A 23,341-nucleotide genomic window follows, 5' to 3' on the forward strand; every position below is an offset into this window, starting at 1 on the left:
ACAAGGGATTGATGGACTGGCTGACTACAGTCGATCACAAGAAGATCGCTATTCTGTATTTGGTCGCTGGTGCTCTGTTCTTTGGTATCGGCGGGATTGAAGCGCTGTTGATTCGCGTTCAGCTCGCGAAACCGATGAATGATTTCGTAACGGCGCAGCAGTTCAATGAATTGATTACAATGCACGGTACTACGATGATTTTCCTCGGGGTTATGCCCGTCATTTTTGCACTGATGAACGCGGTGATTCCGCTGCAGATCGGTGCGCGTGACGTAGCGTTCCCGTTCTTGAATGCCCTTGGCTTCTGGACGTTCCTGTTCGGCGGCCTGCTGCTTAATCTCAGCTGGTTTATAGGCGGGGCTCCCGATGCGGGATGGACGGCTTATACCCCGCTGTCATCGACGGAATACAGCTTGACGCATGGCGTCGATTTCTATACGATCGGCCTGCAGATTGCCGGTTTGGGTACTTTGATCGGGGGGATCAACTTCCTGGCGACGATCATTACCATGCGTGCCCCGGGCATGTCATATATGCGGATGCCGATGTTCACCTGGACGTCGTTCGTCACATCAGCAATGATCCTGTTTGCCTTCCCGGCAGTGACGGTGGGTCTTGTACTGTTGACGTTTGACCGAATTCTGGGAGCGAACTTCTTCAATGTCAGCGCCGGGGGCAACCCGGTACTCTGGCAGCATATCTTCTGGATCTTCGGACACCCTGAAGTGTATATTCTGATTCTTCCGGCCTTCGGCATGATATCCGAGGTGGTAAGTACATTCTCGCGCAAGCGTCTGTTCGGATACAGCTCGATGGTGTTCGCTACGATTCTGATCGCCTTCCTCGGCTTCATGGTCTGGGCTCACCATATGTTCACGACCGGACTCGGACCGGTGGCTAACGCCTTGTTCTCCATCGCGACGATGTTGATCGCGGTTCCGACAGGAATCAAGATCTTCAACTGGCTGTTCACAATGTGGGGCGGTCAAATCCGCTTTACGACACCAAATCTGTTCGCTGTTGGCTTCATCCCGACCTTCGTTATGGGGGGAGTTACCGGTGTGATGTTGGCATCAGCTCCGGCGGATTATCAATATCATGATACTTACTTTGTTGTTGCACACTTCCACTACGTAATCGTAGGCGGTCTCGTACTTGGTTTATTCGCGGGTCTTCACTATTGGTGGCCTAAGATGTTCGGCCGGATGCTTAGCGAGAAGCTGGGCAAGCTGGAGTTCTGGACCTTCATTATCGGCTTCCATATGACTTTCTTCGTACAGCATTTCCTTGGGTTGATCGGTATGCAGCGTCGGGTATTTACCTATTTGCCGAACCAAGGCTTTGATCTGATGAACCTGATCAGTACAATTGGCGCATTTTTGATGGGGGTTGGAGTCATCGTATTCCTGATCAATATCGGAATCACGGCTGCCAAGCCAAGAAATGCCTCGAATGATCCTTGGGAAGATGGACGTACACTGGAATGGACAATACCTTCACCGCCTCCAGAGTACAATTTCAAGCAAACCCCGCTTGTTCGCGGACTTGATGCATTTTGGAAAGAGAAGATGGCAGGCAATAAGGAGATGACTCCGGCTGAACCGGTTGGTTCCATCCATATGCCTTCGCCGACGATTCTTCCGTTTATTATGTCAGTGGGGCTGTTCATCGCCGGCCTTGGATTTATGTTCACCAGCGATGATTTCGGCAGCAGCTTTATGAACTTCATCTTCAGCAACTATGTCGTTACAGGTATCGGCCTGGCGATTACATTTGGAAGTATGCTCGTCCGCTCGTTGTATGACGATCATGGCTGGCATATCGAACCGTCTGAATTGAATGAGAAGGGGGTAAAAGCATGACGACACCTCACGCAGAGCAAGCGACGAACGTCCTTCCCCATGAACCGGAGAAAGCTACGCTGGAGGGGCGCAATAAAGTGCTTGGCTTCTGGCTCTTCCTGGGTGGGGAGGCTGTATTGTTCGGCACGCTGTTCGCAACCTTCTTAACACTTAGAAATCAAGTGGCCGACGGTCCGTCTGCCAGCGAATTGTTCAGCCTGCCGATCACAGCAGCAGCGACCTTCATCCTGTTAATCAGCAGCTTGACCAGCGTGTTTGCAGTTCAGGCGCTGCACCGTGGCAATCGCAGTTCATTGGCGAAATGGCTGGGTATTACTGTATTGCTTGGCCTGGCGTTTCTGGTGCTGGAAATCTATGAATTTTCGGAATACATGCATGAAGGGTATAGCATGACGACAAGCGCATTTAGTTCCGCTTTTTATACTCTAGTCGGATTCCACGGGGCGCACGTCCTGTTCGGGATTTTATGGATTTCGGTTATTATCGGTCAGTTATACAAGAAGGGATTGACCGTGGTAACCGCACCGAAAGTTTATGTGTCCGCGATGTATTGGCACTTTATCGACGTCGTGTGGGTATTTATCTTTACCGTAGTATACCTGCTTGGAAAGGTGGTAGATTAGCATGACGAATCACGATTCGAATGGCGGCACAACGATCAAACATCGACATCGCCAGGAAGGACCGCAGAAGCATGTCATTGCGTTTATCTTCTCCATCGTTCTAACCTTGATCGCTTTCGCTTCCGTTGCAGCGGGTGGAGTTAATACGGCTTTTACCGTTCTGCTCTTGCTCGTGATGGCTGTGCTTCAGGTGCTCGTACAGCTGGGCTACTGGATGCATCTAAAGGACAAAGGGCATATGATACCCATTCTGTTCATGGCCGGTGGATTCTTCGTTGCCGGCTTGGCGATTATCGCCGCGTTATACTGGATGTGGTGGTAACAAATATGAGGAGGGCTTGATTCCAAGCCCTCTTTTTATGTATAAATATAGAGGGAGTATGATTTATGTCATACATAGTGAATGGAAACGGATATCGCCCATCTGGCAGGGGGAGAACCGTTTTTACTTGTATTAGTGGAAAGTTTACAGACAGGTACAAGGGTGAAAATGTTCATCATATCGACAGAATCGAAGTCTCCAGGAAGGAGGGGTTCGTGTGCTCGGATTAGAATATTTTACATTTACACAGGTGTGGAGTCCCATTGTATTAGCGCTTGTCCTGCTGATCACGGCGGGATACTTCATATTGATCGGACCGCTTAGCGAGAAATACGGCCAAGGGGAGAAGGTATCTCTGAACAGGAGGCTGCTGTTCTTGCTTGGACTGGCCTTGCTATATATGGCTCAGGGTGGCCCGGTAGAATTGCTCGGGCATATCATGTTTAGCTTCCATATGATTAGCATGGCGCTTTCGTATTTGCTCGCTCCGCCGCTTCTGATGCTTGGCATCCCTGTCTGGGTATGGCGTGGAATTGTATCTTGGCTCAGAAGGAGCCCGCTGCGTATGCTCAAATTCTTCACCCATCCTGTCGTTGCAGCGCTGGTATTCAATGGGCTGTTTTCTTTTTATCACATCCCTGCGATTCACGATTACGTCATGCTTCATTTTGGGGTGCACCGACTCTATTATGTCGTGTTGTTTATTGCGTCAGTGCTAATGTGGTGGACCCTAGTGGATCCGCTGCCGGATCTGGCTGCGGGGAAGGGAGTCAAGAAGGTCGGCTTTATTTTTCTCAATATGGTGCTTCTGACACCGGCGTGTGGACTCATTATTTTCGCGACGGCTCCCCTGTATGCGACGTACAGTGACCCGGTCGTCTGGTCCAAGGCGATGGGCTATTGCATTCCTGGAGATACAACGATGCTGCTGAGCCAGTTCGGCGGCCCACAATTCTTCGGTTATCTGGAACCCGTTGTTGATCAGCAGGTCGGCGGGATTTTGATGAAGTTCATTCAGGAGATTATCTTCGCCTCGATGCTTGCCTATGTGTTCTTTCATTGGTACAGGCAGGAGAACCGCAATGAAGATGAAGAGATTGTACCTGTGCCTGTGCCAGAAGAATACGCTCCCTCAAGCGAGCTGAAACAAATATAACAAGCAGGAGGATAAATCATGGACGTTTACACATTATTTCCGACGATCAGTACGGCGTTCATCGTAATTAGCGCTGTGCTGGTAGCGATCGGCTGGACGCTGATTATTAAGGGGAGACGAGAAGCGCATAAGAAGACGATGATCGCGGCTGCGGTTGCGGCATTGCTATTTTTCATCATTTATATGTCCAGAACGATATTTATCGGCAATACAGCATGGGGAGGACCGGATAATCTGAAGGTGTATTATCATATTTTCTTGATCTTCCATATTGTTCTCGCAACTGTAGCGGCGATATTTGGGATTACAACGTTAGTACTCGGATTCAAGGCAAAATATGCCAAGCATCGTAAATGGGGACGCACAACGTCGGTGATCTGGTTTTTTACGGCGATTACCGGCGTTGCTGTATATGTACTGCTGTATATGATGTATCCTGGCGGACACACGAAGCCGGTATGGGAAGTCATACTGGGCGCCTGATTCTGGTTAAAGGGTGCTGCCTATAGCTAATATGCGGCAAAGCCTGCTAGACAAAAAGCCAACCATCATGATGGTTGGCTTTTTGAGTTCTATTGCTCATATTTGTAATCTCGTTCGACCTTGCAAATTCTCGTCTTGTATTTGAGATACCACTCTGACTTCCCTTTACTTTGTGCCATGAGATGCCTCTCATTTTGTTTCCAATTTTGTATAGCTTCAAGAGATTCCCAATACGACACTGTAATCCCCAGACCTTCCCTTGCGCTCTCCACTCCCAAAAATCCGGGCTGGATGGCGGCGAGCCGAACCATCTCCTCGGCCATCTCGGCATAACCGTAGTCTCCCTCTGTCCGTTCAGAGGTGAAGATTACTGCATAATACGGTGGCTGTGGTGTACAGGCCAATTCGCTCATGTCTATTCCCCCAATAACAATCCAATTTAGAACATTTGTTCGTGAAAGTCAAGCGTTAATCATCCAATTGGCTTGGGCAGTAAGTTGAAAAATGGATTTTCTGGGTTGACGAGCAGAATAAGCACAGTATATACTGTGTATAAAGATATAAACAGTAAGCACAGTAGAATAGTGTTTATGTACATAGGGAGAGAAGAGAAAGGATGATGAAATTGGAAGGCTGGAAGGATGCTTGGGTCATCTTCAAAAAGGACGTATGTTCAGATCGATTTTATCTGATCTGGAATGTCCTGTTCATGTTATATTTCGGCGGAATGTTCAGTACGATGCTCTATTCCGTAGTTCATTCCGATGATGCGTTTCATTCATTAGCGGATTGCTTGATGCTAGTGCTTATCCCGATGATCGGATTTTATTTTTCGCGCAGATCGTTCAGTTATTTGAGGGAAGATTCCTACACTCAAATGCTGTGGTATTATCACACCCTACCGATCCCTGTGAGGACCATTATAAAGAGTCGCTACCTTCAGCTCATCGCAGCCCTTCTGTTTAACGGAACCTTTTTCTTCGGAGTGATATTCGTTATCTTTTGGCTAGGCGGATTAGACATTAATCTGGGTCCGTTCCAATACATTGCCTTTGCTCTGACCTGGATCGGATATGCACTGCTTATAAACGGACTGTATATTTATATGGAATTGCTGAATAAAGGCAAAACTTACTTTTGGTTGAGCTGCGTGTTGATGCTCAGCGTGGTCGTGATCTCCGTTGTTATTACCCTTCTACATGGCAATTTGTTGAAATACACGATGGATGTTTCTGCCCGTTATGCTCTGCTGTCGCCTCTAATGTGGGGGACTCTTTTAGTCGGCGCTTTAGGGGCATATGGGATGGGTCTTCAAACTATGCGGAAGCTGAACAAGCGGGATTTGGTCTGATGAATGGGCAGCCGACAAATTGAGACCGGAGGTGAGGGGAAAGGTGTGGATTCCGATACAAATTGATGAGCAAAGTGCAGAACCTTTATATTATCAGATCGAGACGCAGCTTAAATCATTGATCGTAAGCGGGCAAATTGAAGAAGGCACACTTCTGCCATCCATTCGCGAATTAGCAGCGAGCCTAAGCTGCAGTGTCATTACAATCAGACGGGTATATCAGGATTTAGAGAATGAAGGCCTGCTTAGGACGAAGCAAGGGACGGGAACCTTTGTGGCCAGGGTAGGGACCGGGGAACGGGATGCATATCGGAAATCTGTGGTTCAGGAAGCTGTCGAGACGGCGGTGGATACTGGAATATCTGTGCAATATGGAGAAGAAGAACTGAAACAACTGTTTCTAAACATATTGAAGCAAAAATATCATAAAGATGGCGGGAGGGATGGAGCGTGACAGAGCGCATGGCGATTGAATTTAGAGGAGCAATTAAAAAAAGACGCAGACACCCGATCGGACCGATCGATCTGACTATTCCGCAGGGTTATATCGTTGCACTGGTTGGTGCCAATGGAGCCGGCAAGAGCACGATGATGAACATGATGCTGCAGACGACCAGGCCGGACCAAGGGTCAATCCGCTGGTATGGGGAGACGTTCAACGGCGAAATACCGTTATCCTTAAGACAGAAGATCGGTTATGTTCCGGAGACTTCGATCGCGGAGGAAAGTCATCTTACGGCGGATGCGGTAGCGGAATTTCGCTCATACTGGTATCCAAGCTGGGATGAGGGGCGATTCGAGGAATTGATGCAACGGTTTCGCGTGCCGCGTAATGAGCGATTGAACCGGATGTCCAAGGGGGAGAGACGCAAGTTCGAGATCGCGGCTGTGCTTGCCGCCCGTCCCAAGCTTCTGCTGCTGGATGAGCCCTCTTCAGGACTTGATCCGTTCGCTTGGGGCGATATGATCGATGAACTGCAGGCATCGATGGAGAATGAGGAGGTGACGATCGTGTTATCGACTCATGTTGTAGATGAGGTCAAGCGATTGGCGGACTATATCATTCTGGTCGATGAAGGACGGATTCTCGGGATAGCAGAGAAGGATTCGCTGTACGGGACCTGGAAGGAACTTTGGGTACAAGGGGATGCAGGCGCGCTCGGCAAGCTGCCGGGAGTCGTCAAATGCAATCCGGACGGTCCGTCTTTAACACGGATTACGGTTCGGGATAATGAACAGTGGAAAAAGTATTTGGCGGCAGCGGATTTACAGGTCGTGAAATCACGTACACTTGAGCTTGAAGAGATATTGAGGTTGTGGATCGAAGGGCATAAGCCAGAGGAATTGTCAGTGTAAATGCCTGTTATGCCATAGATGTATAAATTTTGAATAAGTGAAGCGAGGGATAACGAAAGATGGTAAAACCTTTAGTGCTGGAGAAGGTTGTAAAGCAATTTGGCGAGAAGACCGCGGTTAACGAGATCTCGCTGCAAGTGGATGCCGGGGAAATCTACGGTCTGCTCGGCGCGAACGGAGCGGGAAAGACAACAACGATGCGAATGGTGCTTGGACTAATCTATCCTGATGAAGGCAGCATTATGTATCATGGCAAGCCCTTCAATAAAGAGCTGCAGAGCAACATGGGTTATTTGCCGGAAGAACGCGGTCTGTACCCTAAAGTGAAAGTCAGCGACCAAATTAAATATTTAGCCAAGCTGCGGGGCATGTCGGAATCTGAGGCGGAGAAGAGTCTTCGTTATTGGCTGGAACGGTTTGATGTACCGGATTATTATAACAAGCGGATTGAAGAACTCTCCAAAGGGAATCAGCAGAAGATGGGCTTCATTGCCGCGGTTGTGCATAAACCCAAAATCGTCATTATGGACGAAGCCTTTAGCGGTTTGGACCCGGTTAATGTCGAGCTGCTCAAAGCGACGGTCAAAGAATTGCGCGATGAAGGCACCAGCATTTTATTCTCTACACACCGGATGGAGCATGTTGAAGAACTATGCCGCAATATTACGATTTTGGATCGCTCCAATACAGTTCTGCAAGGCAATCTGCGCGAAATTAAGAAGCGCTATCCGCGTGAAGAGGTCCTTCTCTATACGACAGGTGAAGTAAACGGACTGGAAGCGATCGATGGAGTCGAGAAGGTGGAGCGCAAGGAGCGAGGGTATTCGATTCGCATATCCGACGTGGCCGTAGCGAAGGCCATTTTGCGTAAGGCGATGGATGAGAGCGAAGTAGAGCATTTCGAGATAAAAGAGCCAACATTGAATCAGATCTTTATTAGAGAGGTTGGTGAGGTTCATGAATAAGCTTAGTACAGTTATAGGCTTCACGTTTATGAATAAGGTGAGAACAAAATCATTTTTGATCACAACACTGGTGCTGGCCATATTGTTGACAATCGGTATTCATATTCCTTATTTCATTGATAAATTCACAGGAAAAGAAAGCGGCCCGGTGACAGTGGGGCTCGTGTATTCGGACTACCCCGAACTGGCTGGTTCTTTGGAGAAATACCATGATCGTCTTGCCGCGTCAGGCCTGAAGTTCACCAAGTATGAGCAGGCTGACACATCGTTGGACAAGGATCTGGAGGAGGGTAAAATCGCCGGTTATCTGCAGTTCAACAAGTCAGAAGCAGAGAGCTTCCCGGAAGTGAATTATGTCTCCAAGAATGATAATATCAACAGCGGAGTACAGACCGAATTGCAGGCTGCCCTGCAAAGTGTGAAGACTGAATTCATTACCAAAGGCTCGCTATCGGATGCCCAGGTGGCTGAATTGAATGCTCCTGTATCGATCAATATACACAAGCTGGAAAATACACAAGGCGGCGCCCAGAATGGAGAAGAATCCGGCAAGGAGCGCGATTTCTCGCCAGCCAACTTCGTTGTAATGTACGCGCTCATTATTCTCTTCTTCATGACGATTATGATGACCGGGAATATGATAGCGGCCGAGGTAACTGCCGAGAAGAGCTCGCGGATTATGGAGCTACTGATTACAAGCACGTCCCCGCTGGTGCAAATGTTCGGTAAAATTATCGGCATGTTCTTGATCGGATTGCTGCAAATCCTCGTCTTTGCCGTAGTTATAGCTGCGAATCTATCGCTTCCATACAATCGCGCATCCTTGGAAGGGTATGAGCTTGATTTCTCGCAGTTGGATCCATCTGTACTTATTCTTGGGCTGGTGTATTTCATCTTGGGATATTTCTTGTACGCGACGCTGTTCGCTGCGGTTGGCTCGTTAGTAAGCCGCACAGAGGAGCTGGGTCAAGCGGTTATGCCGATCACGATGTTGTCGTTGGCCGCGTTTTATATCGGCAGCTTCAGCATGAGTGCGCCAAATTCACTTTTGATGAAGGTATGTAATTACATTCCATTCTTCTCTCCGATCAGTATGATCGTTCGTATCGGAATGGGAACGCCGAAAGCCTGGGAGATCGCCGTCTCTATCGTGGTGCTGCTCATTGCGATCTATGTCTTCGGATGGCTGTCTGCGAAGATCTATCGCACAGGCGTATTGCTATACGGCAAGCGCCCAACCATCAAGGAGCTTCGCAAGGCGATGAAGGCTTACAAGATTTAAGAAACCTTGAGATTGCAGTAAATTAAACTAAGGTCTATTCCTTCTTAATCGATAAGGGGGAGTAGGCCTTATTTCGCATAGCAGCAGCAGGCGAAGCCCCTGAAAAGTCAATATAGAACGTTTACATTGCGATTATCGGAGAGTACCATTAGGGTTAACGATAGATAGAAAATACTTCATACTGGAGGCTGTTCGAATCTATGAACCTCAAGGTTAAGAAACTATCCTCTCTGGAGAAAGTGTTCCTTCATGAAGAGCCGCTTGCAGCCTGTAGCTTGGTTGATTCTGTATTGCGCGGCGAGAAATATTCGTATCAGATCGCTTACTACATAGATCCCGAGGAGGCCGAGGTGGCACAATATCTTCACGTTAAGGCAGTGCCATCTCCGGGAATCAATGTGAAGATGAGCAGGGTAGGAGTGGTACCTTCCGAAATGCCAGCTTATCCGAAGACGGATGCGGATTATTTGACGAAGCACCCCGGATTATTTCCTGATCCGTTGCTGGAGCTGACGGACGACAATATCAAAGTGCTGCCGGGACAGTGGCGGAGCATTTGGGTGGAAGCGGAGTTCGCAGAAGATGCCGTAGTACAGGACGCGGCTATAATCATTCGTTTCCTGCATGAAGATGGAACAAAGCTGGCTGAGGTCAGCCATACCATCTCGTTGATCGATGCGGTGCTTCCTAAGCAGACGTTAATTCATACCGGCTGGTTCCATTATGATTGTCTAAGCACGCATTACGGGGTGGAGGAATTGAGCGAGTCCCATTGGACACTGATAGAAGACTATATGAGGACAGCGGCCGAGCACGGGATGAATATGATTCTGACTCCTTTGTTCACACCGCCTCTTGATACAAAGATCGGGGGCGAACGCCCTGCCGTTCAGCTCGTTAAGGTTCATGTCGATGCTGAAGGTAATTATTTATTTGATTTTCAGAGATTAAAAAGGTTCATAGATATGGCATTGCGAACGGGGATGGAATATTTCGAGATGTCCCATTTGTTTACGCAGTGGGGAGCGGTTTCCGCTCCAAAGATTATAGCCAGCATTGCTGGGGAAGAACGGGCTATATTCGGTTGGGATACCGATGCCGGAGGAGATGCTTACCGTAAATTCCTAAGCTCACTTTTGCCGCAGTTGACCTCGGTTTTGGAGGAATGGGGAATTCAGGAGCGCTGTTATTTTCATATATCGGATGAGCCGAACCTGGAGCAATTGGACAGTTACCGCCGCGCCTGTGAGATCATGGAGCCGCATTTGCGGGGATATAAGGTGATCGATGCGTTATCCGATTATGAGTTTTATGAGAAAGGCTTGATCCAGACCCCTATTCCGGCAAATGATCATATCGATGCGTTTATTGAGGCGAAGGTGCCGAATTTGTGGACTTATTATTGCTGCGCCCAGCATAACAAGGTAAGCAATCGCTTCATGTCTATGCCAAGCCGCCGCAATCGCATCATCGCTACCCAGCTCTATAAATTTGATATTGCCGGCTTCTTGCATTGGGGCTACAACTTCTGGTATACGCAGTTTTCCATTCACGCGATTAATCCTTATGCAGTGACCGACGCGGGCTGCGGATTCCCTTCCGGCGATGCCTTTCTGGTGTACCCGGGAGCAGAGGGAAGCCCGGTCACTTCCATCCGGCTCAAAGTATTCCGCGAGGCGCTGTATGACCTCCGGGCGATGAACCTTCTGGAGAGCTTGAGCTCTAAGGAATTTGTGATGAGCATCATCGAGGAGGCTGCGGTTGAACCGATTACCTTCTCCGAATATCCTAGAAAGGAGCAGTATATTATCGATATGCGCAACCGGATTAATCGGGAGATCCAGGAGAGGCTTGTCACGGCAACTTCAATCATGTAGTATCGGGTTGAGGTGAGGATGAGGTGGAGCAAAAACAGAGAATAGGAGTTCTATTTGTATGTCTCGGCAACATATGCCGTTCGCCGATGGCGGAGGCTGTGTTTCGTCATAGGGTGGCTGCTGAGGGGTTGGATGATCGCTTTCTGATTGATTCTGCAGGCACGGGGAATTGGCATATCGGCAAGCCGCCACATCATGGCACAAGAGGGATACTTGATGAGTATGGGATTTCTTATGAAGGCCTGAAAGCAAGACAAGTATCAATCGAGGACTTCTCGGAATTCGATTACATTGTCGCCATGGATGTCCAGAATGAGAAGGATTTGAGACGGTTATCGCAGAGCGAGCATGCACAAATTGTCAAGCTGCTTGATCTCGTGCCAGGTATAATGAACAAAGAAGTGCCGGACCCCTATTATACCGGCAACTTTGAAGAGGTCTACGAATTAATCGGCAGGGGTTGCCAGGCTTTGCTGGAACGCATTCGTCAGGAAGCGCAGTTGGATTAGTGGACTATGGACTATAGATTATGGACTCGCCCTCATCCGTTGATTTAACGGATGGGGGCGTCTTGCATTATTGCGAGAACGAAACTTTATCCCCCTCCCAAGCGTTTACTAGAAGTGAGAGTTCAAAAGGGACCTCTGGAGTAGTATGCAAATCTGGATAGTTAGGGGAAATGTTATGGATCCGGTATCATCATTGCCTAGCCGTTCTACAACGAGACAAGGAGGAGCAGGGAAGAAAGGCAGTTCCACAGCGACTCGCAAACCTTCCAAGAAGCGGAAACGCAAAAAGAAGGGCTTCTTCCATACGGTCGGAAGATTTCTGATGGTATTGATCTTGCTGGCTGCGATAGGCGAGGTGTGGCTCTATTTAACGCCATCCGGCAATAAAATGCTCTATTTGATGGCAGATACCTTAATTACAACCCAGCATCGGCACTGGGCCAAATATCTCATTGGACAGGCGGAGCTGGATCGAAGAGTAGCCGCCTACCAGAAGCAATTTGATGAAATGGGAGAAGAGAAGGATACACATACAATCAAGCCGCAGCCAGGGACTGCAGGGGCAGGGGATAAAGAGGAAGAGAAGCCAAAGCCGTTAATGGAGATCGAGGAGGTATCGGGTACTGGATACCGCGGGTATGTGGTGACCGTCAATGATCCGACGAAGATCAGGCTTGGTGTTCCGGCCAAACGGGGCAAGGGTGAGAAAGTGTCCAGTATGGTCGAACGGACTGGCGCTGTTGCGGGAATTAACGGGGGAGGCTTCGCCGATCCGAACTGGAAAGGAAATGGTTTCAAGCCTATCGGTGTTGTTATCTCGCAAGGCAAGCTATACTATAACGGACTGGATTCCAAGAAATCCTCCACCCAAATTGTTGGGATCGACAAGCAAGGAAAGATGGTGGCCGGCAAATATTCTTTGGATGAACTGAAGGATATGGGGATCCAGGAGGCTGTTACCTTCCAGCCGCGAATTATCGTGAACGGCAAAGGCCAGATCAAGAGTCAGAAGGAAGGCTGGGGCATCGCGCCACGCACGGCAATGGGGCAGCGCGAGGACGGGGCAATCCTGTTCGTCGTTATCGACGGGCGTCAGCCTGGTTACAGCATCGGGGCCAGCCTTTACGATGTACAGCAGATCATGCTGGATCACGGCGCAGTGCTCGCGGCGAACTTGGATGGCGGCTCTTCGACCGTGCTAGTGACTAAGGGCGGGGAGATTGTCAACAAGCCTTCATCTGAGTATGGCGAACGTTATTTGCCAACCGCATTCCTCGTATTTGAGCATCCGGAGCAAGTGAACATTCCGAATATCTGGGAGGGCTTGCGCCCGCAGGATATCGACCCGGGCAAAAAATAGCATTATAAATGGCCATCTTCCAAGCGCCCTGCGCCTGGAAGATGGCCATTTTTTCGTTCTATGATGAGCAGTAATCTGCAAAAATTATGATTTAGTAGGATAGCTGTTTTTTCTTATACATGATAGCGACGGTGCGTGGTCCGCAATGACAGGAAATCGCGCAGCCGCCTTCAATAATCTCAACCTCTTTGACAGCTGTCCGCTCCAGCAATGCTGTCTTGATATATTCCGCAGTCTTGTCCGCAAGCGTCTGCGCCACGATGATCAGATCGCGGTCGATCTTGTGGAAGTTCTCCGTGAGGTGATGCAGCATGCGTTCGACGGCTTTTTCCGTCTTGCCACGGTATTTATCAGCCGAGATGACGACGCCTTCTTTAATCCGCAAAATAGGGCGAATCTTGAGCAGGCTCCCGATCATATGCTGCAGATTGGAGACACGGCCTCCTTTATGCAGGTAATCGAGCGTATCGACAAGCACTTCAATTTCTACCTGATCCCGCTCCTCATGGAGCATGGAGGCGATCTGCTCTGCCTTCATGCCTGCCTTGGCTGCCATGACAGCCCTCATCACCAGCAGGGCGATGCCCCCTGACACGTTCAGTGAATCAACGACATGTACACTGCCTTCCGGTAGCTCGGCTGCGGCGATCATAGCGCTCTGGTAAGTTGATGAGAGCTTGGATGACATACTGATGAACACAATTTGATTTTGTTGCTCGATCCATGGGGAGAAGGCCGCTATGAAATCCGCAGGAGACGGGGCAGAAGTACGGGGCAATTCTCCAGTCGCCTCGACTCTTTTGTAGATGTCGTTGGTAGTGATCTCAAGTCTGTCTTTATAGGCAGTCTCGCCAAACACTACATACAGCGGTACAATCCCGATGTCATATTGGTCGATCCAGGATTGTGGGATATCGGAGATACTGTCCGCGAAAATTTTCACTTGTGTCAATGCATTTCCTCCAGTGTTGGTGTAATTGGTTCTTTATCTGCATTATAGAGGAGAAGCGGGACAGAAGCAAAAAGTATACCGTTGGTAATTACTCCTACGGCTATGGCCTAAATCAGGATTCCCTGTTCCAGGCAAAATGTTGGCGGAACCTGCGCGGGGACAAGCCCTCCTGCTTGGTGAAGCAAGCGGTGAAATAGGCCGCATGGTTGAAGCCAACTTCTTCTGCGATCCGTTCAATGGGCATATCGGTCTGAACGAGCAGCAGCTTGGAGTGCTCGATCCGGATCAGCAGCATATATGCGGCCGGCGAGCATCCGAATACCTTCTGCATGCACCTGGCAATATAGACGGGATGAAAATTAATGCTCTCACCGAGTTTTTTGGCGGAGAAGGGTTCACGGAAATGCTCACGCAAATAAGCGGCTGCCTTCTCCGCGCAGACTGAACCTGGGGAGGGGGCAGCGGTCTCCAGAGACGCGGCGAGCAGACCGATGACATCCTGGAACAAGGCCTGCTGCTTCAGCCGTACACTGCTATGATGAGATGCCCGGTTCATCTCTGTTAATTCATCGATGGTGTCGATCATTTTCTGTAGCTGGGGAAGATAGGTGAACTGCGGCACAGCCAGCGTGAAGGGCGTTGTGGTGAAGGGATGCAGCGACATATACGCTCCGTCTTCGCCTTCCTGAGCCAAATGCTGCTTGCAGTATTCCGACAGCTCGATGACACGCCAGTTCCCGGATACCTGGAAATGAAGCCAATGATGAACCGTCTCTTCCTGGCAGCCTGAGAAACCGAAATGGTAGCAATCCGGGCGAAGGATGAGGGCGTGGCCTGCGGAGACTTCGTAATTTTGCTTCTCTTCGCCCACGTAGAGGCAGCCTTGGGAGACGACAAGCAGATCAAATACGCCGATATTTTTGCGGCTGAGGTGTTTGCCGCCATATGACATATGCGTCGATCCGCTAATAATATATTGCGGCAGCGGGGGAGCGGTTATTTCGATAATTTGAGACATATATCCACCTCCAGGAGCGCTAAATATAGGTTTGAATTATGAAAGATTGAGTTGATTATTTGATACATTATTTCTAATAATGCATCTATAATGTGATTCATGTCAATAAGTTTAATAAGAGCAGGAGCGTAGCATCGTCTCCGTTCTTCAGGAGGTTGTAATAATGAAGAAATCCAAGACCAACGAGAGCAATAAATTTAACCTCTGGCTGCTCGCTTGGCCTATATTTATTGAACAATTCCTGCAATTTTTGCTCGGCTCCGTCGATACCCTGATGGTGAGCCGGATATCTGATAATGCGGTAGCCGTTGTCGGTTTCTCCAATCAGCTATTTAATGCGCTTACGACGTTGTTTGCAACGGTAGCCAGCGGGGCGGGGATTGTGATTGCTCAGAAGATTGGCTCCCGCCTGCAGGAGGATGCCCGAACGGTCGGGATTATCTCTTTTAAAGTAACCATCGCGATCGGGCTGGCGTTAAGCGTATTGTTAATTGCTTTTTCACGTCCGATTGCCAAAATGCTGCAGCTTCCGGATGAACTGCTGCCCTTGGCGGATACCTACATCCCTATCGTTGGCGGGGGCATGATTCTTATCGCTGCTATTGCCGTATTGGGTACGGCGATCCGCAATACGGGAAATACGAAAGGACCGATGATCATCGCCGTCGGCATGAATGTGATTCATATTGTGATGAATTACGGCTTTATTTTTGGCGCATATGGCTTCCCGCAATTGGGGCTTACCGGGGTTGCAATCTCGACGGTGACCAGCCGCCTGATCGCTACGGTCGTCCTGTTCGTCATCTTTCTAGGCTCGTTCGAGCGCAAGATTAAATTCAGCGATTTCCGCCTCTTTGACCGCAGGTTGTTCAAGGAAGTGCTGCAGATCGGCTGGCCGCTCGGCATCAATTCAGCGAATTGGGTATTTTCGCAATTGGCGATCTTCTCCTTCCTGGCAATGCTCGGCTCGACGGAGCTGGCGGCCAGAACCTATATGAATACGCTGGAATCGTTCTGCTTCCTGCTTGGTTTCTCTCTCGCACTGGCTGCACAGATTCAGATCGCTCATTTGTATGGGGCCGGGAAGACGGGAGAAGCCTACCGGGCTGCCTATAAAGTGCTGGCCGTTGGGTTGCCGCTGGTGGCAGTGAATGCATTCATTCTCGTCGTCTTCGGCAGGCATGTGCTTGGTTTGTTCACACAGGATACCGATATATTGGCGCTTTGTGCCGTATTGCTGTGGATGAACCTTATGCTTCAGCCGGGGAAAATGGTCAATATGGCGCTCGGCAACTCGCTTAACGCCGTAGGGGATACGCGTTATACGATGAAGATCTCCCTGATCTTCATGTGGGTGGTAGCGACGGGCTGCTCCTACCTGCTGGGGGTATCGTTAGGCTGGGGGATCATCGCTATCTATTCATGCATGATTGCGGATGAGTATATCCGCGGGGTATTCTCCTACTTCCGCTGGAGAGGGCGTAAATATTTGCGCAAGAAAGAAGAAGAGATACAAAGAGAACAGGGGGAGCAATGCGCGGCCGAGGTCCGCTTGGCGCTGTAATTGTCCTGGAACCTGAAATTTCGCCAACATAGCGATTTGAGCGAGCGGGTAAACCCCTGCGATAATCGAACTGTTGAAAAGGGCAATAGTGTGGTAAACTCCTAGGATAATCAGACTGTTGAAAAAGGGCAAGAAAGTCTTACGAAACTCTGGTGAAACTTTTGTGGGGACTCCCGTGGGGACTCTACTAGAACTCTAGTAGAGCTCTAGTAGAACTCTAGTAGAACTCATGTGGGAACTCCTGCAAACTCCCGCAAACTCTAACGAAACACCGTATCGCTATTTACACAAAAATAAGGGGTATGGAAATCTAACGAAACACCATAACGCTATTTGGGTAAAAACCCGCTATTTAGCCCCTTATTTGCTACAATAGCGATCCCCAGTTTCGTTAGAATTGTGAATCGCCCTTTTTGGCGTAAATAGCGATCCCCAGTTTCGTTAGATTTCTGATTCGCTCACTTTGCCGCAACTATAGGAACCCTGTCTTTTAGACGAGGGTTTCTTTTTTTATATAGTGTACAGTTCCTATACTTCTTCGTGAAAAGATACAATAGTGCTGGGATTTTGGCAACATAACAATTTGGGCGAGCGGGTAAGCTCCTGCGATAATCGAAACTGTTGAAAAAAGCGATAATCGGACTATTGGAAAAGGGCGAGGAAGTCTTACGAAACTCTGGTCAAACTTTTTGCGGGGACTCCCGAGGGAACTCTAATAGAACTCACTGTGGAACTCCCGCAAACTCCCGCAAACTCTAACGAAACACCATATCGTTATTTACACAAAAATGAGGGGTATCGAACTCTAACGAAACACCATAACGCTATTTGGGTAAAAACCCGCTATTTAGCCCCTTATTTGCTACAATAGCGATGCCCAGTTTCGTTAGAATTGTGAATCGCCCTTTTTGGTGTAAATAGCGATGCCCAGTTTCGTTAGAATTGTGGATCGCCCTTTTTGGTGTAAATAGCGATGCCCAGTTTCGTTAGAGTTTGGAATCGCCTTTTGGCGTAAATAACGATCATCAGTTTCTTTACAATGTGGGGATCGGATAGTAAGCATATTTGTGTTTTGAAACGCAACTTGGCGGGTATAGTTCGGTCGTGGGGAGTAAAGGGTAAATGAGTTTGGATGAATATGAATGTTTGTGAAAGAAAATGATTGATTTATGAGCGCTATGTGCTATGATAAGAACAGATGGAGGGATGGCTATGTTGACAGAAGAGCGATACAACCTAATATTAGAGCGCTTGCAAAGTCAAGGTGTTGTTAAGCTGCAGGAGCTTATTGAAGCTATCGGAGCTTCGGAATCGACGATCCGTCGGGATTTGGTCGATCTGGAGAGCCGCCATCTGCTGAAGCGAATTCACGGCGGAGCCAGCTTGCTGAATCAGAGGAGTCAGGAGCCGGGGATGGATGAGAAAACATCCAAAAACATTCAAGAAAAGGATGCTATCGCTCGCCTTGCCGCTCGCGAAATTCGGGATAATGAATGTATTTATTTAGATGCGGGAACTACTACTCTAGCGATGATCTCATATATTGAAGCGGAGAATGTGACGGTTGTGACTAACGGACTGTCCCATGTCGAAGCTCTGGTTAACCAACGAATCCGCAGTTATTTGCTTGGCGGAATGATGAAGATTCATACCAAGGCTGTCATCGGTAGCATTGCCTTGCAGAACATGGATAATTTCCGATTCGACCGATGCTTCCTTGGGACGAACGGAGTTGATCTGGAGCTGGGATATACCACCCCGGACCCTGAGGAAGCGCTTATCAAGCGGCGGGCTCATCAGTTATCGGGTCAAACCTATGTTCTAGCGGATTCCAGTAAGATCGGCGAGGTCACTTTCGCCAAGCTGCTGGATCTGAACGAGGCGATCCTGATTACAGATAGCGTACCTCCCCATCTGCGGAAGGGCATCGCACATAAAACAAAAATAATCGAGGGATCAGCATCATGATATATACAATAACGCTTAACCCGTCTGTGGACTACATCGTAGAGGTTGACGAGCTTAACATAGGCGGCCTTAGCCGGATGAAGCGGGATTTGAAGCTTCCGGGGGGAAAGGGAATTAACGTGTCACGCGTATTGAACCAGCTTGGTGCCGAGAACACGGCGCTTGGCTTCCTTGGAGGATTCACTGGCCGGTACGTGAACGATAGATTGCAGGAAGAGCGCATGTCGACCGACTTTGTAACAATAGCAAGCGATACGCGGATTAATATCAAGCTGAAGCATGGCGAAGAGACGGAGATTAACGGCCTCGGGCCGGACATTAGCGAAGCGGAGGCGGAGCAGCTGCTACAGAAGTTATCCGCCTTGCAAAAGGATGACATCGTGATCCTGTCGGGCAGCGTTCCGCCATCGCTCGGTGAGGATTTTTACGAACGCTTGATTCGGGTTAGCAAGCAAAGAGATGCCGAGTTTGTAATCGATACGACTGGTGAAGCGCTGCTCCAGTCACTCAAGCATCATCCACTGCTCGTCAAGCCGAATCACCATGAGCTCGCTGAGTTGTATGACACCGAGCTAAATTCCGTGGAGGATATCGTCGTGTATGGACGCAAGCTGCTGGAGGATGGAGCGAGAAATGTCCTCGTCTCTATGGCGGCTGAAGGGGCTCTGCTAATCACCGAGTCCGCTGTGTATCATGCGGTGGTGCCGAAGGGGCAAGTCAAGAACTCGGTGGGAGCCGGTGATTCGATGATTGCGGGTTTCGTAGGTACGCTGGTGCAAACCGGCGATTCGCTCGCAGCATTCCGCACCGGGGTCGCTGCAGGCAGCGCTACGGCATTTGCGGATGATCTTGCCACCAGAGATCAAATCAATCAACTGCTGCCGCAGGTCGTTATTAATAACCGATAGATTCAGGCTGGTTGGGTAAACGAATAACTAAAGGGGTGTTAACCATGAAAATAACCGATTTGTTGATCAAAGAGACGATGATCATGGATTTACAGGCGCAGACGAAGGATGCGGCAATCGATGAGCTGATCGCAAGCCTGTATAAGCATAATCGAATCTCCGACCCAGTGCTGTTCAAGGAAAAGATTCTGAAACGTGAAGCAGAAGCGAGTACGGGGATCGGTGGGGGAATTGCCATGCCCCATGCGAAGACAAATGTGGTTAACGAAGCGACTGTTGTATTTGCCAAAAGCTCCAAAGGAGTGGAATTCGATTCTATCGATGGAGAGCCAGCCACAATCTTCTTTATGATTGCCGTTCCGGAAGGGGCGGGCAATATGCATCTTCGCACGCTGGCTACGCTGTCTAAGCTGTTAATTGATAGCGAATTCATCGACCAATTAATGAACACGAGAACACCTGATGAAGTGACGGCATTGTTTGACACCAAGCAGGCTGAGGGCGACGAAGAGGCGCAAAGCAGAAGCAAGGAAGCCGGGCATAGCGAGGGTCGGGAGAAGACCCATCCGGTGGCGCAGGAGACCTCTTCCGAAACAGCGGAATCTGAAGCTTTGGTTGTAGCTGTAACCGCTTGCCCAACGGGGATCGCCCACACGTATATGGCTGAGGATGCTCTAATAAAGATGGCCAAGGAGATGGGCGTAACTATCCGGGTGGAGACGAACGGCTCGGAAGGAGCCAAAAATGTATTAACTCCGGATGAAATCCGCCGGGCCAGCGGGGTAATTGTCGCTGCGGATAAAAACGTCGAGATGGCCAGATTTGATGGGAAACCCGTGCTCATAAGACCCGTTAGCGACGGTATCCGCAAACCTAAGGAGCTGATTCAAAAAGCGCTCCAGGGCGATGCACCGATCTACCATGGCGGCAATAAAGCCGCTGAGGAACCAGAGCGGGAAGAAAAGAAAAGCGTTGGCAGCAAAATTTACAAGGACTTAATGAACGGTATTTCGCATATGCTGCCGTTTGTCGTAGGCGGCGGGATACTAATCGCTATCTCCTTCCTGTTCGAACAGGTGGGCGGACCGGATCATCCACTGTACAAGTTGCTAATGACGATCGGGGGAGATGGGGCCTTCCACTTCCTGATTCCGATTCTGGCCGGATTTATCGCCATGAGCATCGGGGATCGTCCAGCGCTCATGCCAGGGATGGTTGGCGGCTTGATGGCGGTCAATTCGAACGCAGGTTTCCTTGGTGGTCTGGCCGCTGGTTTCATGGCCGGTTATATCGTGATTGGGCTGCGCAAGCTGTTCGCCGGATTACCGAAATCGCTGGAAGGGCTTAAGCCAATTTTGCTCTATCCGGTATTTGGGCTGCTGATCGCTGGCTCAATTATGTACTTTATCTTCGATCCTGTCTTCAGCTCGATTAATACATGGCTGGTATCCGGATTAAATAATCTGGGGACGGCCAACGCGGTTCTGCTGGGGCTTGTACTCGGCGGGATGATGGCGATAGATATGGGCGGTCCATTCAACAAAGCTGCATATACCTTTGCTATCGGGGTATTCGCATCCAGCGGCAACACAAACGGACTGATGATGGCGGCTGTCATGGCCGGAGGGATGGTTCCTCCGCTGGCGATTGCGCTGGCCAGCACCTTCTTCAAGAACAAATTCACAGAAGACGAACGGAAGTCTGGCTTGACCAACTATGTGCTGGGGCTGTCCTTTATTACCGAGGGAGCGATTCCGTTCGCGGCAGCTGATCCGCTTCGTGTCCTGACTTCCTGTATCCTCGGTTCAGCGGTGGCCGGCGGGCTTACCCAGCTATGGAAGATTAATATCCCGGCTCCACACGGCGGAATCTTCGTTGCTGCACTGGCCAATCATGCGCTGTTGTTCCTGCTTGCAGTAGCGATTGGTTCGGTGATCTCAGCCCTGGTGCTCGGTATTTGGAAGAAGCCAATGGCGGATAGAGCTTAAGCTTAATTAGACAGATAGGTATGGATTCATTGGAGAGCCGTTCGCGCAGCAGCGTCATTTGCTAGCGCGGGCGGCTCTTGTGCATAATGAGGTCGATCCGGATGAAAGGATTATGTTACATTGAACAGAGCGCTACTAAATAAGGAGAAGATGGATTATGAAATTGATGTTTATTTCCGACATTCATGGATCAGCGTACTGGCTGAACAAGGCAATCGAGAAAGTGAAGGAGGAGAGGCCTGACCAGATCGTTATGCTCGGCGATTTTATGTATCATGGGCCTAGAAATCCGCTGCCTGAAGGATATAACCCAGCACAGGTCGCAGAGACGCTGAATCAGTACAAGCGGCATATCGTGGCTGTGCGCGGGAACTGCGATTCGGAAGTGGATCAAATGCTGCTCGAATTCCCGATGATGGCGGATTATACGGTAATCCTTCATGAGGGACGTCGCATATATGTAACGCATGGGCACGGCTTCAGTATAGAGCAATTGCCGCCGCTATTGGAGAACGATATTTTCATTCAGGGTCATACTCACGTACCTGTAGCTGATATGAAAGACGGCATATTTGTGCTTAATCCCGGATCGATTGCACTTCCCAAAGAGAATTATCCGAACTCCTACGGTATTATGGAAGACGGCAGCTTCCTCGTTAAGGATTTCGAGGGTGGCACGGTCAAATCGATAACCTTTGTCTCATAGGAGTGTATGTTACGATAACAGGCCGCCTGTTTAAGCCAGGGGCCTGTTTTTTTATATTTGCAGTTATGAGCAATGGGTATTAAACCAAGAGTACAAAAGTGTAAATCAGGGATAGAGCAATGTAATATCTTGATTTTCCAGGAATGAGATCCACTCGTCGGAAGGTTTTCGATCGGTAATGATATAACGGATCTGCTTGAACTCAAGCATTTTGACGAAGCCGATCAAATCGAATTTACTTGAATCGATGAGCAGAATGGTCTGCCGGGCCTGCTGACTCATCGCTTGCTTCAATTCGCTCTCCGGCTCATTGGAATCGGTGATGCCGCTCATCATGGATATGCCTTTACAGCTGAACAGGGCAATATCGACATTATAATTTTGAATGGTCTGTCTGGCTACCGGTCCGATCAACGAGCTTGCCTTGGGCCGAAGTGAACCGCCGGTGGAAATAATCGTATGGCTTGTCTGATTGAACTCGTTCAGGATAATCACAGAATTTGTGATAATCGTCAGATTGTCGCGTTCAGACTCGAGGAGCTTGAGCGCTTCAAATACGGTGGAGCTTGTATCGGTCATCAGTGTATCTTCGTCGTTAATCAGTGAGAGCAGTAAGCTGGCGATGGCTCTTTTCTCCTCGATATTTCGCGTATTTCTCATCTGATAGGGCAGATCGTCCTGGATATGATTGTTTAGAACGGCCCCGCCATAATTTCTGGTCACGACCCCTTCCTGCTCAAGCTTCTCCAGATCGCGGCGAATTGTCTCTTCGGTAACCTTGAAGCTGTCAGCCAGCTGTGAGACGAGTACTTTTTTATGTCTATGTAATTCTTGAATAATTTTTTCTTTCCGCTCAAAAGCCTTCATTTGAACCCGCCTCTCCCAGAGTGAACATAATTCTATTGTACCTAAATTTAGAAGAAAAACAAAAAAACAAACTACGAAAAACCAAATAAAATCTTTTTTTGTTTTTGATATTAAAGGTTAAATGTGAAAAACAAAAATAAAACTATTAAATGACGTTGAATTATTTTGTTTTCATGTTATCATAATGTTGGAAACAAAGAAAATGGATAATTTATTGGAAAAGT

Annotated in this window: 22 protein-coding genes; 18 read left to right on the forward strand and 4 right to left on the reverse strand. The window is 48.9% G+C overall.

Annotated features, from left to right (window positions below):
• The first annotated feature begins 11 nt into the window (after window positions 1–11).
• The 5 genes from ctaD to BN1360_RS09285 all read left to right on the forward strand — a co-directional run bounded on the left by ctaD (window position 12) and on the right by BN1360_RS09285 (window position 4,446).
• Window positions 12–1,862 (forward strand): cytochrome c oxidase subunit I, encoded by a 1,851-nt coding sequence (gene ctaD / locus BN1360_RS09265; RefSeq protein WP_068779684.1) that lies wholly within the window; start codon window positions 12–14, stop codon window positions 1,860–1,862.
• Window positions 1,859–2,485, forward strand: a complete 627-nt coding sequence (locus BN1360_RS09270; protein ID WP_068779594.1) for a cytochrome (ubi)quinol oxidase subunit III — start codon at window positions 1,859–1,861, stop codon at window positions 2,483–2,485. Before ctaD ends, BN1360_RS09270 begins: the two co-directional genes overlap by 4 nt.
• Window position 2,486: 1 nt before the next feature.
• Window positions 2,487–2,807, forward strand: coding sequence for a cytochrome C oxidase subunit IV family protein (locus BN1360_RS09275; RefSeq protein WP_068779595.1), 321 nt, complete (start codon window positions 2,487–2,489; stop codon window positions 2,805–2,807).
• Window positions 2,808–3,024: 217 nt separating this feature from the next.
• Window positions 3,025–3,963, forward strand: coding sequence for a cytochrome c oxidase assembly factor CtaG (gene ctaG, locus BN1360_RS09280; RefSeq protein ID WP_068779596.1), 939 nt, complete (start codon window positions 3,025–3,027; stop codon window positions 3,961–3,963).
• Between the two features lie 18 nt (window positions 3,964–3,981).
• On the forward strand, window positions 3,982–4,446 hold the full coding sequence (locus BN1360_RS09285; protein ID WP_068779597.1) for a DUF420 domain-containing protein: 465 nt from the start codon (window positions 3,982–3,984) through the stop codon (window positions 4,444–4,446).
• Window positions 4,447–4,535: 89 nt separating this feature from the next.
• On the opposite strand, the gene BN1360_RS09290 is transcribed toward BN1360_RS09285, so the two are convergent.
• Window positions 4,536–4,859: an antibiotic biosynthesis monooxygenase family protein gene (locus tag BN1360_RS09290; RefSeq protein ID WP_068779598.1), complete on the reverse strand. Its 324-nt coding sequence runs from the start codon at window positions 4,857–4,859 to the stop codon at window positions 4,536–4,538.
• Between the two features lie 203 nt (window positions 4,860–5,062).
• Between BN1360_RS09290 and BN1360_RS09295 the strand changes: the two genes are divergently transcribed.
• The 8 genes from BN1360_RS09295 to BN1360_RS09330 all read left to right on the forward strand — a co-directional run bounded on the left by BN1360_RS09295 (window position 5,063) and on the right by BN1360_RS09330 (window position 13,146).
• Window positions 5,063–5,797, forward strand: a complete 735-nt coding sequence (locus BN1360_RS09295; RefSeq protein ID WP_068779599.1) for an ABC-2 transporter permease — start codon at window positions 5,063–5,065, stop codon at window positions 5,795–5,797.
• A gap of 43 nt (window positions 5,798–5,840) precedes the next feature.
• Complete coding sequence (locus BN1360_RS09300) at window positions 5,841–6,251, forward strand: GntR family transcriptional regulator (protein ID WP_068779600.1); 411 nt, start codon at window positions 5,841–5,843, stop codon at window positions 6,249–6,251.
• Window positions 6,248–7,153: an ATP-binding cassette domain-containing protein gene (locus BN1360_RS09305; protein ID WP_229520943.1), complete on the forward strand. Its 906-nt coding sequence runs from the start codon at window positions 6,248–6,250 to the stop codon at window positions 7,151–7,153. Before BN1360_RS09300 ends, BN1360_RS09305 begins: the two co-directional genes overlap by 4 nt.
• A 59-nt stretch (window positions 7,154–7,212) precedes the next feature.
• Window positions 7,213–8,118: an ABC transporter ATP-binding protein gene (locus tag BN1360_RS09310; protein WP_068779601.1), complete on the forward strand. Its 906-nt coding sequence runs from the start codon at window positions 7,213–7,215 to the stop codon at window positions 8,116–8,118.
• Entirely contained in the window at window positions 8,111–9,400 is a 1,290-nt protein-coding gene (locus tag BN1360_RS09315; protein WP_068779602.1) for an ABC transporter permease, read from the forward strand. Before BN1360_RS09310 ends, BN1360_RS09315 begins: the two co-directional genes overlap by 8 nt.
• A gap of 200 nt (window positions 9,401–9,600) precedes the next feature.
• Window positions 9,601–11,277 carry a DUF4091 domain-containing protein gene (locus BN1360_RS09320; RefSeq protein WP_068779603.1) on the forward strand — a complete coding sequence of 559 codons (1,677 nt, stop codon included), beginning with the start codon at window positions 9,601–9,603 and terminating at the stop codon, window positions 11,275–11,277.
• 23 nt (window positions 11,278–11,300) lie between these two features.
• The gene (locus BN1360_RS09325; RefSeq protein WP_267490882.1) at window positions 11,301–11,786 is read left to right on the forward strand and encodes a low molecular weight protein-tyrosine-phosphatase; all 486 of its coding nucleotides are present in this window, start codon (window positions 11,301–11,303) and stop codon (window positions 11,784–11,786) included.
• Window positions 11,787–12,108: 322 nt separating this feature from the next.
• Complete coding sequence (locus tag BN1360_RS09330) at window positions 12,109–13,146, forward strand: phosphodiester glycosidase family protein (RefSeq protein WP_229520956.1); 1,038 nt, start codon at window positions 12,109–12,111, stop codon at window positions 13,144–13,146.
• A gap of 91 nt (window positions 13,147–13,237) precedes the next feature.
• On the opposite strand, the gene BN1360_RS09335 is transcribed toward BN1360_RS09330, so the two are convergent.
• Both BN1360_RS09335 and BN1360_RS09340 read right to left on the reverse strand, forming a co-directional pair.
• Window positions 13,238–14,089 carry a DegV family protein gene (locus BN1360_RS09335; protein ID WP_324254258.1) on the reverse strand — a complete coding sequence of 284 codons (852 nt, stop codon included), beginning with the start codon at window positions 14,087–14,089 and terminating at the stop codon, window positions 13,238–13,240.
• 121 nt (window positions 14,090–14,210) lie between these two features.
• Window positions 14,211–15,116 carry an AraC family transcriptional regulator gene (locus tag BN1360_RS09340; RefSeq protein WP_068779606.1) on the reverse strand — a complete coding sequence of 302 codons (906 nt, stop codon included), beginning with the start codon at window positions 15,114–15,116 and terminating at the stop codon, window positions 14,211–14,213.
• A 163-nt stretch (window positions 15,117–15,279) separates the two neighbouring features.
• Here BN1360_RS09340 and BN1360_RS09345 point away from each other — a divergent pair, with 163 nt between their 5' ends.
• The 5 genes from BN1360_RS09345 to yfcE all read left to right on the forward strand — a co-directional run bounded on the left by BN1360_RS09345 (window position 15,280) and on the right by yfcE (window position 22,250).
• On the forward strand, window positions 15,280–16,680 hold the full coding sequence (locus BN1360_RS09345) for an MATE family efflux transporter (protein WP_068779607.1): 1,401 nt from the start codon (window positions 15,280–15,282) through the stop codon (window positions 16,678–16,680).
• Window positions 16,681–17,892: 1,212 nt separating this feature from the next.
• On the forward strand, window positions 17,893–18,648 hold the full coding sequence (locus BN1360_RS09350) for a DeoR/GlpR family DNA-binding transcription regulator (protein ID WP_068779608.1): 756 nt from the start codon (window positions 17,893–17,895) through the stop codon (window positions 18,646–18,648).
• Window positions 18,645–19,556, forward strand: a complete 912-nt coding sequence (gene pfkB / locus BN1360_RS09355; protein ID WP_068779609.1) for a 1-phosphofructokinase — start codon at window positions 18,645–18,647, stop codon at window positions 19,554–19,556. Before BN1360_RS09350 ends, pfkB begins: the two co-directional genes overlap by 4 nt.
• A gap of 44 nt (window positions 19,557–19,600) precedes the next feature.
• Entirely contained in the window at window positions 19,601–21,544 is a 1,944-nt protein-coding gene (locus BN1360_RS09360; protein ID WP_068779610.1) for a PTS fructose transporter subunit IIABC, read from the forward strand.
• Window positions 21,545–21,701: 157 nt separating this feature from the next.
• On the forward strand, window positions 21,702–22,250 hold the full coding sequence (yfcE, locus tag BN1360_RS09365) for a phosphodiesterase (protein ID WP_068779611.1): 549 nt from the start codon (window positions 21,702–21,704) through the stop codon (window positions 22,248–22,250).
• A gap of 105 nt (window positions 22,251–22,355) precedes the next feature.
• Here yfcE and BN1360_RS09370 read toward each other — a convergent pair whose 3' ends face one another.
• Entirely contained in the window at window positions 22,356–23,117 is a 762-nt protein-coding gene (locus BN1360_RS09370) for a DeoR/GlpR family DNA-binding transcription regulator (protein WP_068779612.1), read from the reverse strand.
• Window positions 23,118–23,341 lie beyond the last annotated feature (224 nt).

Origin of the sequence: Paenibacillus sp. GM2, assembly GCF_900069005.2 — a bacterium.
Lineage (GTDB): Bacteria > Bacillota > Bacilli > Paenibacillales > Paenibacillaceae > Fontibacillus.

What these genes read in the sequence shown, in the direction of transcription:
- ctaD (WP_068779684.1), top strand. Translation starts at nt 12, where the DNA reads ATGGACTGGCTGACTACAGTCGATCACAAGAAGATCGCTATTCTGTAT.
- BN1360_RS09270 (WP_068779594.1), top strand. Translation starts at nt 1,859, where the DNA reads ATGACGACACCTCACGCAGAGCAAGCGACGAACGTCCTTCCCCATGAA.
- BN1360_RS09275 (WP_068779595.1), top strand. Translation starts at nt 2,487, where the DNA reads ATGACGAATCACGATTCGAATGGCGGCACAACGATCAAACATCGACAT.
- BN1360_RS09285 (WP_068779597.1), top strand. Translation starts at nt 3,982, where the DNA reads ATGGACGTTTACACATTATTTCCGACGATCAGTACGGCGTTCATCGTA.
- BN1360_RS09290 (WP_068779598.1), bottom strand. Translation starts at nt 4,859, where the DNA reads ATGAGCGAATTGGCCTGTACACCACAGCCACCGTATTATGCAGTAATC.
- BN1360_RS09295 (WP_068779599.1), top strand. Translation starts at nt 5,063, where the DNA reads ATGATGAAATTGGAAGGCTGGAAGGATGCTTGGGTCATCTTCAAAAAG.
- BN1360_RS09310 (WP_068779601.1), top strand. Translation starts at nt 7,213, where the DNA reads ATGGTAAAACCTTTAGTGCTGGAGAAGGTTGTAAAGCAATTTGGCGAG.
- BN1360_RS09315 (WP_068779602.1), top strand. Translation starts at nt 8,111, where the DNA reads ATGAATAAGCTTAGTACAGTTATAGGCTTCACGTTTATGAATAAGGTG.
- BN1360_RS09320 (WP_068779603.1), top strand. Translation starts at nt 9,601, where the DNA reads ATGAACCTCAAGGTTAAGAAACTATCCTCTCTGGAGAAAGTGTTCCTT.
- BN1360_RS09330 (WP_229520956.1), top strand. Translation starts at nt 12,109, where the DNA reads ATGGTATTGATCTTGCTGGCTGCGATAGGCGAGGTGTGGCTCTATTTA.
- BN1360_RS09340 (WP_068779606.1), bottom strand. Translation starts at nt 15,116, where the DNA reads ATGTCTCAAATTATCGAAATAACCGCTCCCCCGCTGCCGCAATATATT.
- BN1360_RS09345 (WP_068779607.1), top strand. Translation starts at nt 15,280, where the DNA reads ATGAAGAAATCCAAGACCAACGAGAGCAATAAATTTAACCTCTGGCTG.
- BN1360_RS09350 (WP_068779608.1), top strand. Translation starts at nt 17,893, where the DNA reads ATGTTGACAGAAGAGCGATACAACCTAATATTAGAGCGCTTGCAAAGT.
- pfkB (WP_068779609.1), top strand. Translation starts at nt 18,645, where the DNA reads ATGATATATACAATAACGCTTAACCCGTCTGTGGACTACATCGTAGAG.
- BN1360_RS09360 (WP_068779610.1), top strand. Translation starts at nt 19,601, where the DNA reads ATGAAAATAACCGATTTGTTGATCAAAGAGACGATGATCATGGATTTA.
- yfcE (WP_068779611.1), top strand. Translation starts at nt 21,702, where the DNA reads ATGAAATTGATGTTTATTTCCGACATTCATGGATCAGCGTACTGGCTG.
- BN1360_RS09370 (WP_068779612.1), bottom strand. Translation starts at nt 23,117, where the DNA reads ATGAAGGCTTTTGAGCGGAAAGAAAAAATTATTCAAGAATTACATAGA.